Source organism: Orrella dioscoreae (genome assembly GCF_900089455.2).
In the GTDB taxonomy this organism is placed as follows: domain Bacteria; phylum Pseudomonadota; class Gammaproteobacteria; order Burkholderiales; family Burkholderiaceae_B; genus Orrella; species Orrella dioscoreae.
The window spans coordinates 956,604-969,643 of sequence record NZ_LT907988.1; the positions used below are offsets into that span (position 1 = coordinate 956,604).

General features: G+C 68.8%; 9 protein-coding genes. 8 read left to right on the forward strand and 1 reads right to left on the reverse strand.

Annotated elements, in window-relative coordinates; all coding sequences use genetic code 11:
• Window positions 1-2 precede the first annotated feature (2 nt).
• Window positions 3-401 carry a phage holin family protein gene (locus tag ODI_RS04345; protein ID WP_067752683.1) on the forward strand — a complete coding sequence of 133 codons (399 nt, stop codon included), beginning with the start codon at window positions 3-5 and terminating at the stop codon, window positions 399-401.
• The gene (locus tag ODI_RS04350; protein ID WP_067752685.1) at window positions 391-1,053 is read left to right on the forward strand and encodes a DUF883 family protein; all 663 of its coding nucleotides are present in this window, start codon (window positions 391-393) and stop codon (window positions 1,051-1,053) included. The genes ODI_RS04345 and ODI_RS04350 overlap by 11 nt, the downstream gene beginning before the upstream one ends.
• Before the next feature lie 82 nt (window positions 1,054-1,135).
• On the opposite strand, the gene ODI_RS04355 is transcribed toward ODI_RS04350, so the two are convergent.
• Complete coding sequence (locus ODI_RS04355; protein WP_067752687.1) at window positions 1,136-2,329, reverse strand: amino acid aminotransferase; 1,194 nt, start codon at window positions 2,327-2,329, stop codon at window positions 1,136-1,138.
• A 254-nt stretch (window positions 2,330-2,583) separates the two neighbouring features.
• On the opposite strand from ODI_RS04355, the gene uca reads away from it, so the two are divergent.
• The 6 genes from uca to ODI_RS04385 all read left to right on the forward strand — a co-directional run bounded on the left by uca (window position 2,584) and on the right by ODI_RS04385 (window position 13,037).
• Entirely contained in the window at window positions 2,584-6,204 is a 3,621-nt protein-coding gene (gene uca, locus ODI_RS04360; RefSeq protein ID WP_067752689.1) for an urea carboxylase, read from the forward strand.
• A gap of 165 nt (window positions 6,205-6,369) precedes the next feature.
• Window positions 6,370-8,298, forward strand: coding sequence for a putative bifunctional diguanylate cyclase/phosphodiesterase (locus tag ODI_RS04365; RefSeq protein WP_067752692.1), 1,929 nt, complete (start codon window positions 6,370-6,372; stop codon window positions 8,296-8,298).
• 259 nt (window positions 8,299-8,557) lie between these two features.
• Window positions 8,558-10,369 (forward strand): allophanate hydrolase, encoded by a 1,812-nt coding sequence (atzF, locus tag ODI_RS04370; protein WP_067752695.1) that lies wholly within the window; start codon window positions 8,558-8,560, stop codon window positions 10,367-10,369.
• An 86-nt stretch (window positions 10,370-10,455) separates the two neighbouring features.
• Window positions 10,456-11,457 (forward strand): ABC transporter substrate-binding protein, encoded by a 1,002-nt coding sequence (locus tag ODI_RS04375; protein ID WP_067752698.1) that lies wholly within the window; start codon window positions 10,456-10,458, stop codon window positions 11,455-11,457.
• A gap of 3 nt (window positions 11,458-11,460) precedes the next feature.
• The gene (locus ODI_RS04380) at window positions 11,461-12,234 is read left to right on the forward strand and encodes an ABC transporter permease (protein WP_067752701.1); all 774 of its coding nucleotides are present in this window, start codon (window positions 11,461-11,463) and stop codon (window positions 12,232-12,234) included.
• Window positions 12,231-13,037: an ABC transporter ATP-binding protein gene (locus ODI_RS04385; protein WP_067752704.1), complete on the forward strand. Its 807-nt coding sequence runs from the start codon at window positions 12,231-12,233 to the stop codon at window positions 13,035-13,037. The genes ODI_RS04380 and ODI_RS04385 overlap by 4 nt, the downstream gene beginning before the upstream one ends.
• The last annotated feature ends 3 nt before the right edge of the window (window positions 13,038-13,040 follow it).

The following is a 13,040-nucleotide window of genomic DNA, read 5'->3' on the forward strand; positions in this document are numbered from 1 at the left end:
CCATGCTGAGCCAGATCGCCCGTGCCAGGGTCGTCGCCGCGTTTGCGACCGGGCGAATATCGGATTACGCCGAGTTGCTGAAACTGGAACTCGTGGAATACCGGCGCAGTGTCGTGCTGGGGATGGTCGGCTGGATAGCGCTGGTCGTATGCGGCCTGGCGTGCGCCGGGTTCATCTCGGTGGCGGTGATCGTCAGCTACTGGGACAGCGCGTATCGGGTGCAGGCCGCCTGGGGGATCGCCGCCCTCTGGGGCGTGCTGGCCCTGGCCTCCTGGGGGCTGGCGCGCGCCGCCAACCGGGACCGGCCCGTCTTCTCCACCCTGAGCGAAGAACTGAACCTGGACCTGGCCGCCATCCGCGGGGCCGGGGCGGGCGACAAGGGAGACCGTCATGACCACTGACACCGATAGCCGCCGCGCCCTGCTCGAACGCATGGACAAGGATCGCCTGGCGGTCTACACCTATCGTTATGTGCCGTCGGGACGTTCCGTGCCCGGCGCCTATCTCGCGGGGGGCGCCGCCCTGCTGGGTCTTCTGGCCTGGCGTTCCCCCCCGCTCGTGCGTTCCGCCATCGGAGTGGCTGCACCTGTAATCTTGCGCGATTACGTGCGCCCTTGGCTTCGAATGCAACTTACCTCGACCGCGCAAACCAGCAAGGAGAATGACATGGGTGTTTTCGCTCGTACCGAACGTGAACTGGACCGGGGCATCGACGATGCCAAGCGCGCTGGCCGCCGCGCCAGCCGCGAATTGCGCGCCACGGGCCGTGAGGCCCAGGAAGACGTGCGCGTCAACTTCAACAACCTGCTGGCTGATCTGGAAGAGACGCTGAGCAGCAACTCGGATACCGATATCGAGGCCCTGCGCACCCGCCTGAACGCACAGATCGGCAAGGCCCGCGAGGCTGCCGACCAGGCCGCCGGCCTGGCCGCGGGCTTCGTGCAGGATGCCGTGGACACCGCGGAAGACCACATCCGCACGCGTCCGCTGCAATCGGTGGGCACGGCGGCGGGCATCGCCTTCCTGCTGGGCCTGCTGGTCGGCCGCCGCTAAGGCGCGTCCGGCTTGCTGGCGCGGGGAGGGCCGCGCCGGCAGGTGACCTGCACTGCCAAGAGAGACCAGCGGCCGGAAAGCCTTACGCCAGCACTGCGGCGATGGCTTTGCCGGTCGCTTCCACATTGTTGCGGTTCAGGCCGGCCATGCAGATGCGGCCCGAGCGCACCAGGTACACGCCATGCGTTTCGCGCAAGGTGTCCACCTGCGCGGGTGACAGGCCCGTATAGCTGAACATTCCCCGCTGCTTCACGAAGTACGACACGTCCCGGCCCGGCAGGCGGCTGGCGACGGCGTCGTGCAGCGCCTGGCGCATGGCCTTGATGCGCTCGCGCATGGCCGCCAGCTCGGCCGACCAGTCGGCGCGCAATTGCGGATCGCGCAGGACGGTGGCGACGATGCGCGCACCGTGCGTGGGCGGGCTGGAGTAGTTGCGGCGCACGGCCGCCTTCAACTGGCCCAGCACGCGGCCGGCTTCCTCGTCGTCGTGGCAGACCACGCTCAACGCGCCGCAACGCTCGCCGTACAGCGAGAAGCTCTTCGAGAACGAGCTGGCCACGAAGAAGGACAGGCCGGCGTCGGCCATGGCGCGCAAGGCGTGCGTGTCCTCTTCCAGGCCATCGCCGAAGCCCTGGTAGGCGATGTCCACGTAGGGCACCAGCGCGCGCGACTTCAGCACCGGGATCAGCGCGGCCCATTGTTCGGCCGACAGGTCCACGCCCGTGGGGTTGTGGCAGCAGGCGTGCAGCAGCACGATGCTGCCGCGGGGCAGCGCCTGGATGGCGGCCAGCATGGCGTCGAAGGCCAGCGCGCCCGTCCGGGCGTCGTAATAGGGATAGGTGTGCACCGGGAAGCCCGCGCCCTCGAACATGGCGCGGTGGTTGTCCCAGGTGGGATCGCTGACCCACACCTCGGCGTCGCCGAAATAGCGCTTCAGGAAGTCGCCGCCGACCTTCAGGCCGCCCGAGCCGCCAATCGTCTGGATGGTGGCGATGCGGCCGCCGCGCACGGCGTCGTGCTCGGCGCCGAACAGCAGTTCCTGCACTGCCTGGCGGTAGTCCGCCGCGCCTTCCATGGGCAGGTAGGGGCGCGGGCCGATGGCGGACAGCACTTGCGTCTCGGCGCGGCGCACCGAATCCAGCACGGGCAGGCGGCCCGCGTCGTCGAAATAGATGCCGATGCTCAGATTGATCTTGTCCTGGCGAGGATCCTTCTGGAAGTTCTCGTTCAGCGTCAGGATGGGGTCGCCGGCATAGGCGTCAACGTGTTCGAACATGGCAAGCAATCCGGAAAAGGAGGCAAGGGGGAAGGCGGAAACCGACCATTCTAGTCCTGTCCCAGATCGGTGCCGGGCGCACGGCTTTGGTGCCCCGTCACGGTGCGGGCAAGGGTCTCCGGCGGGCTGCTTCCCTCTGGCGCGAAGGGTGGCACGGGCTTTGCTTCAACGGGGAATCGGCTTGTATACAACAAGGAATCCAAGCGCCGCGGCGCGGAGGACTTGTCGGGCCCCACTCTCTCCAGGAGCAGACCGTGTTCGATACCGTCCTCATCGCCAACCGTGGCGAGATCGCCGTGCGGACCTTGCGCACCCTGAAACGCCTGGGCGTGCGCGGCGTGGCCGTGCATTCCGATGCGGACCGCAACGCGGCGCACGTCACGCAGGCCGACGTGGCCGTGGCGCTGGGCGGCGACAAGCCGGCCGACAGCTACCTGCGTATCGACAAGCTGCTGGAGGCCGCGCGCCAGACCGGTGCGCAGGCGATCTATCCCGGTTATGGCTTCCTGTCCGAAAGCGCCGAGTTCGCGGAAGCCTGCGCGGCGGCGGGGCTGGTGTTCGTCGGGCCGACGCCCGCGCAACTGCGCGATTTCGGACTGAAGCACCGCGCGCGTGAACTGGCCGCCGCCGCGGGCGTGCCCATGACGCCGGGCACCGGCCTGCTGGCGGATGCGGACGAGGCGCTGCGCGAAGCCGCGCGCATCGGCTATCCGGTCATGCTGAAAAGCACCGCGGGCGGCGGCGGCATCGGCCTGCAGCGCTGCGATGATCCGGCCGCGCTGGCGGCGGCCTTCGAGACGGTCCAGCGCATGGGCAAGCAGTTCTTCAGCGACGCCGGCGCCTTCCTGGAGCGCTATGTCGAGCACGCCCGCCATATCGAAGTGCAGATCTTCGGCGACGGGCGGGGCCGCGTGGTGGCATTGGGCGAGCGCGACTGCTCCCTCCAGCGCCGCAACCAGAAGGTGCTGGAGGAAACGCCCGCGCCGGATCTTCCCGAAGGCACGCGCCGCGCCCTGCATGCCGCTGCCGTGCGGCTGGGCGAGTCGGTCTCGTACCAGTCCGCGGGCACGGTGGAGTTCATCTACGACGGCGCGCGCGACGCGTTCTATTTCCTCGAGGTCAATACGCGCCTGCAGGTCGAGCACCCGGTGACGGAAGCCGTGACAGGCCTGGACCTGATCGACTGCATGCTGAAGGTTGCAGCCGGCGATGCGCTGGACTGGGCCGCGCTGGAAGCCGCGCCGAGCGGCGCCGCCATCGAGGTGCGGGTCTATGCCGAAGATCCGGTGCGCCAGTTCCAGCCTTCGCCCGGCGTGCTGACGGACGTGCATTTCCCCGATGGCGTGCGCGTGGATGGCTGGGTGGCCACGGGCACCGAGGTGCCGGCCTTCTACGATCCCATGCTGGCGAAGATCATCGCGCACGGCGAGACCCGCGAGGCCGCCCGCGCCAACCTGGCCCGGGCGTTGGCGGCGACGCGCCTGCACGGCATCGCCACCAACCTGGACTACCTGCGCCAGATCGTGGACGAGCCGCGCTTCGTCCAGGCCCGCCTGTCCACGCGCTTCCTGGAAGACTTCACCTTCCGCCCCTCGATGATCGAGGTGCTGGAACCCGGCACCTATACCAGCGTGCAGGACTATCCGGGGCGCACCGGCTATTGGGACATCGGCGTGCCGCCCTCGGGACCGATGGACGATTACGCCTTCCGCCTGGGCAACCGGCTGGTGGGCAACGATGCGGGCGCGGCGGGCCTGGAGGCCACGCTGGTCGGCCCGACACTGCGCTTCCATTGCGATGCCGTCGTGGCGCTGACGGGCGGCGTTTCGCCCGCCACGCTGGACGGCGAGCCCGTGCCGTTCTGGCGCGCGGTGCCGGTCAAGGCCGGCCAGGTGCTGGCGCTGGGCCGCGTGATGGAAGGCTGCCGCAGCTACCTTGCCGTGCGCCAGGGGCTGGACGTGCCGGTCTATCTCGGCAGCCGCTCTACGTTCGTGCTGGGCCAGTTCGGCGGCCACGCCGGCCGCACGCTGCGGCCCGGCGACATGCTGGCGCTGGCCCAGGCGGACCTGCCAGCCACGCTGGCGCCGGCGCCCGTGGCGGCGCCCTCGGCAGCGCCGCTGCCCGACGCCCTGGTGCCGCATTACGGCACGACCTGGGAGATCGGCGCGCTGTACGGCCCGCACGGCGCGCCTGATTTCTTCGCGCCTGAATTCATCGAGGCCTTCTTCGCCGCCGAGTGGGAAGTCCATTACAACTCCAACCGCCTGGGCGTGCGCCTGATCGGGCCCAAGCCCGTGTGGGCGCGCAGCGACGGCGGCGAGGCGGGCCTGCATCCGTCCAACATCCATGACTGCGAATACGCCATCGGCAGCATCAACTTCACGGGCGACAGCCCCGTCATCCTGACGCGCGACGGTCCCAGCCTGGGCGGTTTCGTCTGCCCGGCCACCATCGCCCGCGCCGAGCTGTGGAAGGTGGGGCAGGTCAAGCCCGGCGACCGCATCCGCTTCCGCCGCCTGGATTACGCCGAGGCGGTGGCGCTGGAGGCCGCGCAGGACCGTGCCGTCGAGACGCTCGCCGCGCCCGCCGCGCCCGCAACCATGCCGGTCCGGGCCGACGCCGTCTGCGCGCGCCTGCCCGCCCAGGGAACCCAGCCCGCCATCACCTACCGCCAGGCAGGCGATGGCTATCTGCTGCTGGAGTATGGCGAGAACATCCTGGACCTGGCCTTGCGCATGCGCGTGCACCTGATGATGGAGGCGCTGCACGCCAGGCCCATCCAGGGCGTGGCTGAGCTGTCGCCTGGCGTGCGTTCGCTGCAGGTGCGCTACGACAGCCGCGTCATCCGCCAGGAAACCCTCATCGAACGCCTGCTGGAGATCGAGCGCGGCCTGCCGGACGTCGATACGCTGCGCATCCCCACGCGCGTGGTGCACCTGCCCATGGCCTTCGAGGACACGGCGACGCTGGGCGCGGTGCAGCGCTATCGCGAGACCGTGCGGGCCAAGGCGCCCTGGCTGCCGAACAACGTGGACTTCATCCAGCGCATCAACGGCCTGGAAAGCCGCGAGGACGTCGAGCGCGTCGTGTTCGACGCCAGCTACCTGGTCATGGGGCTGGGCGATGTCTACCTGGGCGCGCCCTGCGCCGTGCCCATCGATCCGCGCCATCGCCTGTTGACCTCGAAGTACAACCCCGCCCGCACCTTCACGGCCGAGGGCACGGTCGGGATCGGCGGCGTCTACATGTGCATCTACGGCATGGACTCGCCCGGCGGGTATCAGTTGGTGGGGCGCACCCTGCCCATCTGGAACAAGTTCCTGAAGAACCCGGTGTTCGCCGACGGCAAGCCCTGGCTGCTGCGCTTCTTCGACCAGGTGCGCTTCTACAAGGTGACCGAGGACGAGCTGGCGGTGCTGCGCGAAGACTTCCGCGAGGGCCGCGCCAGCGTGCGCATCGAAGAGGAAGTGTTCGACTTTGCGCGGCATCGGGCCTTCCTGGCCGAGCAGGCCGGAAGCATCGCAGCCTTCACCGCGCGCCAGCAGCGCGCGTACGCCGAGGAAGTGGCGCTGTGGCAGGCCGATGACGCGGCGGCGCCGCAGGAGGCGCCTGTCGCGCCGCAGGCGGAACTGGCCGCGGGGCGCGTCGTGGCCGCCGACATGTGCGGCAGCGTCTGGAAGGTGTTGGCCGAGCCGGGCCAGGCCGTGCGGGCGGGCGACACGCTGGTGGTGGTGGAGGCCATGAAGATGGAACTGGCCGTGCTGGCGCCGGCTGACGGCGTGGTCAAGGCAGTCGCCTGCGTGCCCGGCCAGGCCGTGGTCACGGGCGATGCCCTGGTCGTGATGGAAGAGACGGAGGACAGCCTGGCGGCTTGAGCCCGGCCGCCTGCGCACGTGCGTGGCGTCATCCCTATTTGTAAGCATCTGTTGGGATCGCGTTAGAATCGCCCCCTGTCGGGCTGGCGGCCATCGCCAGGTTTGCGCCCGACGCTTCCGGGGCGTATCAAGCCGTGCCACGCTGGCCGGCGTGGCCCGTCCCGGATGCCGAAACACCGGGAGAGTCCGCTGGCAACGAAGCAGAAAAAACCGCGCAGCCGCGCGGGCTGGTACAGCCTGCTGTATGGCACGGCCGCATCGGGGTGCGCTGTCGTCATCGACCTGTGGCTGCTCGCCGGCCCGCCCGCCGGCAGGGTACTGGGGTCGCTGGTCGCCAGTCTGCTCTTCGTCCTGCTCACCGCCGTGGGGCTCTACTTCCTGCTGCGCCGGGTCGAGCGCGAGAGCCAGCTCGATGCCGCCATGCGCGATTACCTCGTACAGGCCGCCGCCGTCTTCGATAGCACCCAGGAAGGCGTGCTGATCACCGACGCGCACAACCAGGTCGTCCACGTCAATCCCGCCTTCACGCGCATCACCGGCTACAGCGAGAGCGAGATCCGCGGCCAGAACCCGCGCGTGCTGAAATCCGGCTACCACGACAAGCCGTTCTACGACGCCCTCTGGCATGCCCTGGTCCGTGACGATGTCTGGCAGGGCGAAATCTGGAATCGCCGCAAAAGCGGGGATATCTATCCCCAGTGGCAAACGCTGCGCGTCTTGCGCAACGAGGCGGGCGAGCCGCGCTATTTCGTGGCCGTGTTCTCGGACCTGAGCGCCATCAAGCGTTCCGAGGATGAGCGCGCCCGCCTCGTGCATTACGACCCGCTCACGGACCTGCCCAACCGGCTGCTTTTCATGGAGCGGCTGGGCCACGCCTTCTCGCGCCTGCAGGCTGAAGGCCGCGGCGGCGCGCTGATGGTCGTCAACCTCGATCACTTCCGCCACGTCAACGAAAGCTACGGCCATGCCGTGGGCGACGAGGTGCTGCGTGCCACCGGCAAGCGCCTGGCGAAACTCTGCGACGGACAGGCCTCGCTCTATCACCTGGGCGCGGACGAGTTCGCGCTGCTCTATGAGAAGAGCGCCGATCCCTTGCGCGTCGCGGGCCTGGCCGAGCGCGTGCTGCAGGGCATGCTGGCGCCCTGTGAGGTGAACGAGCGGACGGTGTTCGTGCAGGCCTACATGGGTATCAGCCTGTTCCCGCAAGGCACGGCTGGCGTCGACGAAGTGCTGCGCAACGCCACCACCGCCTACGCCGAGGCGACCCGCGGCGGCAGGCCTTCCTTCGCGTTCTACACCGAAGAACTCACCTTGCAGGCGCGCCACCGGCTGGAGCTGGGCGCGGCCTTGCGGCTTGCCGTCGAACGCAAGGAACTGGTGCTGTACTACCAACCGATACATGACCTGCGCACCGGCAGCCTGGCTGGCGTGGAGTCGCTGGTGCGCTGGCAGCGCCCGGTGCACGGGCTCGTGCCGCCGGGCGAGTTCATCCCGCTGGCCGAGGAAATGGGTCTCATCGACAGGGTCGACGCCTGGGTCATGGGCGAAGCCTGTGCCCAGATGCAGGCCTGGCGGCAGCGCGGCGTTTCCCCGGGCTTCGTCGCGGTGAACGTGTCCAGCCGTCTCTTCGGCGGCGACATGCTGTTGCCGCGCGTCGAGGAGGTGCTGGCCCAGACGGGCATGGACGCCAGCCTGCTCGAGATCGAGGTGACCGAGAGCGCCATCATGGACCAGCCCGACCGGGCGCTTGCGCAACTCGACCGCCTGCACGTGCGTGGCGTGCGGCTGGCGCTCGATGACTTCGGCACGGGCTATTCCTCCCTGCTGCGCTTGAAGCTGCTGCCGCTGCACAAGCTCAAGATCGACCAGGGTTTCGTGCGCGGCCTGCCGGACAGCCAGGGCGACCGCGCCATCGTGCTGGCCATCATTTCCCTGGCCCATCAACTGGGCTTGAAGGTGCTGGCCGAAGGCGTCGAGACGCAGGCCCAGCTTGACTTCCTCGTGGCCCATGGCTGTGACCTGGCGCAAGGGTATTTCTTCGGCCGTCCGGTGCCGGCCGGCGTGCTGTTTCCAGACGAGCCCTTGGCGCATTAGCGCTGGCGCACAGGCGCCGGCAACGGCCCGCCTTCTTCCTTCCTCCTGCTTTCCTTCCTCGCGGCATGCGCCATGACGGTGCATGCCCGCGTGCGCGCGACCGGCTTTGGTGCCTGCGCCGCACCGGTGCGCGCATCGCGGTGTTCCATGGGATCGGCCTTGCCTCGTGATGCCCGCCCCGGCGCCACACGGCCGCCAAGTTGGCACAGCGCTTGCTTAAGAGGAGGGAACCGCACTTGTATACAAGAAGGAATTCAACATGCCGGCGCAACCCTCCGCCTCTTTTCCCCGCCAGGGCTGGACCCTTGCCGACTGGCAGTCGGCCTACCGGCGTGACGGGCTCGCGCTGGCGGACGTGCTGGCGGATTTCGCCGCGCGCGCGAACGATGCCGATCCCGCGCTGATCCTGCGCGCCGATGCGGCGCGGCTGACCCAGCAGGCCGAGGCGCTGGCCGCCCGCGTGGCGGCGGCGGGCGGTTCGCTGGCAGGCTTCCCGCTGTACGGCGTGCCCTTCGTCGTGAAGGACAACATCGACGTGGCGGGCTGGCCCACCACGGCCGCGTGCCCGGCTTACGCCTACACCCCCGCCGAGGACGCGGAAGTGGTGCGCCGCCTGAAAGCCGCCGGCGCCATCGTGATCGGCAAGGCCAACCTCGACCAGTTCGCGACGGGCCTGGTCGGCACGCGTTCGCCTTTCGGGCCGGTGCCCAACACCTTCGATCCCGCCTATGTCAGCGGCGGCTCCAGCTCGGGCTCGGCATCGGTGGTGGCGCGCGGCTGGGTGCCGTTCTCGCTGGGCACCGACACGGCGGGGTCGGGCCGGGTGCCCGCCGCCTTCAACAATATCGTCGGCCTGAAACCGACGGTCGGCGCCTTCAGCGGCCGCGGCGCCGTCCCGGCCTGCCGCACGCTGGACTGCATCAGCGTCTTCGCCCTGACGGTGAGCGACGCAGAGGCCGTGGCGGACATCGCCGCGGGCCATGACCCGGCAGACCCCTACAGCCGGGCGCGTCCGGCGGGCGCCACGGCGTGGCCGCGCCCGCGCGCCCGCATCGCCATCCCTGCGCAGTGCGAGTTCTTTGGCGACGCGTTCGCCGAGGCGCATTACGCGCGCGCCCTCCAGACGCTGCGCGACAGCGGCGCCGAGGTCGTGGAGATCGACTTCGCGCCCTTCGCCGAGCTGGCTGCGCTGCTGTATCAAGGCCCCTGGGTGGCAGAGCGCTACACCGTCGCCGAGGACCTGCTGGCGCGCGATCCGGATGCCGTGCATCCCGTGGTGCGCGGCATCCTGGAACAGGCGCGTGGCTACAGCGCTGCCGACGCATTCCGGGCGGAGTACCGGCGCGCCGAATTGGCCCGGACGATCCAGGCCACGCTGGCCGAGGTCGATGCGCTGATGGTGCCGTCCACGCCGTCCATCTACACCATCGAGGCCCTGCTGGCAGACCCGGTCACGCTGAACTCGCGCCTGGGCACCTATACGAACTTCACCAACCTGGCGGACCTCAGCGCCCTGGCGGTGCCTGCGGGCCTGCGCGAGGACGGGCTGCCTGCGGGCGTGACCTTCATCGCGCCCGCCTGGCACGACGCCGCGCTGGCCGAGCTGGGCCGCCGCTGGGAGCGGCTGCACACCCTGCCCGCGGGCGTGGCGGCGCGCACCCAGGCGCCGCGCATGATCCGGCTGGCCGTGGTGGGCGCGCACCTGCGCGGCATGCCGCTCAATCACCAGCTGACCTCGCGTGACGCCGTGTTCGTGGAGGCCTGCCACAGCGCCAGCGATTACCGCCTGTATGCCTTGCCCGGCACGGTGCCGCCCAAGCCGGGGCTGGCGCGTGGCAAGGATGGCGCGGCCATCGCGCTGGAACTCTGGGATGTGCCGGCCACCGCCTTCGGCGATTTCGTCGCCGAAGTGCCGGGCCCGCTGGGCATCGGCACGGTGACGCTGGCCGACGGCCGCGAGGTCAAGGGCTTCATCTGTGAACCCCGCGGCCTGGAAGGCGCCCAGGACATCACCGAATTCGGCGGCTGGCGCGCCTATCGCGCCAGCGTCGCCGCCCAGCAGAAAACGTGAGCGCACCCGCGCCCGACCTCGACACTCTTTCGACTTTTCCCACTGTGCCGCCAGGCAACGACCCTCAGCTTTCCGGGAGCTATTCCATGAAGACCGTCACCCACGCCGTGTCCCGCCGTCAACTCATCAAGGCCGGTTTCGCCGGCGCCGCCGCGGTGGCCCTGGGCGGCGCCATGCGTCCGGCCCGCGCCGCCGGTGAAAAGATCCTCATCGGCTACTGGCCCGTCGCCAGCGGCCTGCCGTTCTACACCGCGCTGGAGCGCGGCTATTTCAAGGAAGCCGGCCTGAACGTCGAAGGCGTGAAGCTCGCCAGCGCGCAGCAGGTCATCGAGGCCATGGTGGCGGGCCGCATCCACGGCTCCGCCAACGGCACCGCGTCGGCTTCGCTCGCCCTGGGCGAAATCATGTCGCCCGGCCTCTTCAAGATCATCTGCGCCAATCCGTCCAGCCGTTCGCTGGTGCTGGACGAAGTGCTCGTGCCTGCCGCCAGCACCGTGCAGAAGATCTCGGAACTGGCGGGCAAGCGCTTTGCCTGCGGCCCCGGCATCCAGAACGTCACCATCGCGAAGCTGATCCTGGAAAAGAACGGCATCGAGAACCCCAAGGTCATCGAGCTGCCCATCGGCCAGCACGTGCCCGCGCTGGCAGCCAACCAGGTCGACGCGGTCTATACGCTGGAGCCCACCGGCACGGTCGGCCGCCTGAACGGCACGGCGCGCGTGCTGGAGACGGGCGTCGTGTCGCACTACATGCTGGGCGACCCCGAGGCGCCCTGGTATGGCGGCTCGGCCAGCCTGCTGTCCTCGCTCATCAAGGAGCGCCCGGCAGACGTCGAGAAATACATCACCGCCTACCGCAAGGGCGTGAAGGACGTGCTGGAGCGTCCGGCCGACGTGCGCAGGTACCTGACCGGCCACACCAGCGTCGCCGCCGATCTCGTCAATGAAGTGCCGATGATCGGCTACACCATGTACGACGAATTCAAGCCCTCCGATGTCGACTACTTCCAGAAGTATTTCGACGTGTTCACGGAGCGCAAGATCTTCTCCCGCCGCCTGGAAGTGGCCCCGCTCATCTACAAGGCCTGATCCATGCGTGCATTCACTTCCGCATCGGCCCGGCGCTTCCTGCCGTTGGTGGGGCCGGTCCTGCTGTTCCTGCTGTGGGAGCTGGCGATCTCGGCGCGTTGGGTCAACCCGGTGCTGCTGCCGCCACCGGGCGAAACCCTGGCGCACCTGTGGAACGCCTTCGTGTCGGGCGACATCTATGGCGACCTGGGCGCCACGGTGTGGCGCACGGTGGCGTCCTTCGGCATCGCGGTGCTGATCGGCGTGCCGCTGGGCGTGGTGCTGGGCGCCTCGGAGTCCACCTACCGAAGCGTCGAGTTCCTGATCGACTTCTTCCGCTCCACGCCCTCGTCCGCCCTGATCCCGCTCTTCATGCTGATCTTCGGCATCACCGACATCAACAAGATCGCCATCGCCAGCTTCGGCGCCATGCTGATCGTGTTGTTCAACAGCGCCTATGGCGTCATGAACGCCAAGAAGACGCGCGTCATGGCCGCGCAGATCATGGGCGTCTCGCGCTGGCACGTCTTCAAGGACGTGATGCTGATGGAAAGCCTGGCGCAGACCTTCGTCGGCCTGCGCAGCGCGGTGTCGATGGCCCTGGTCATCGTCATCGTGGCCGAGATGTTCATCGGCTCGGAGAACGGCCTGGGCCACCGCATCATCGATGCCCAGCAGGTCTTCAACGTCAAGGAAATGTACACCTCCATCCTGGTCACGGGCGCGCTGGGCTATCTGCTCAACCTGCTGTTCCTGCTGGCCGAGAAGAAACTGATCCACTGGAGCGGAAAAGCATGATCGCCACCCATCCCGAGGTCGACACCATCCTGTCGGTGCCACCCGCGCCGCGCACCCACGTCACCATTCGCGGGCTGACCAAGTCCTTCGCGGGCGCGCCGCTTTATACCAACTTCAACCTCGACCTGCCGCGCGGCAAGATCGTCTCCATCTTCGGTCCCAACGGCTGTGGCAAGTCCACGCTGATGAACATGGTGGCGGGCCTCATCCCGCTGGACGCGGGCGAAATCCTGTTCGATGGCAAGTCGCTGGCCGACACCACCATCGGCTACGTGTTCCAGAACTACCGTGACGCCCTGTTTCCCTGGCTCTCGGCCTACGACAACATCGCCTACCCCCTGCGGCGTGGCGGCATGAAGGAAGCCGAGGTCAAGGCGCGCGTGGACGAGCTGATTGCCCTCTTCGAGATCCGCTTCGACCTGAAGCGCTACCCCTACGAACTGTCGGGCGGCCAGCAGCAGACGGTATGCATCATGCGCGCGCTGGCGCCGCGCCCGGAAGTGATGTTCCTGGACGAGCCGTTCTCGGCGCTGGACTTCGAGATGACGCTCTTCATCCGCGAGAAGCTGCAGGAGGCCCACCAGGCTACCGGCGTCACCATGGTCATCGTCTCGCACGACCTGGAGGATGCCGTTTTCCTGGCCGACCAGATCCTGCTGCTGACGCGCCGGCCCACGCGCATCGCCGAGATCGTGCCCTTCGACCTGCCGCGTCCGCGCACGCCCGAGTCGGTCTCGGACCCGCGTTTCGTGTCGGTCAAGGCTCGCACGCTGGAAGTGTTCCGCCGCGAGATGGCGGCCTGAGCG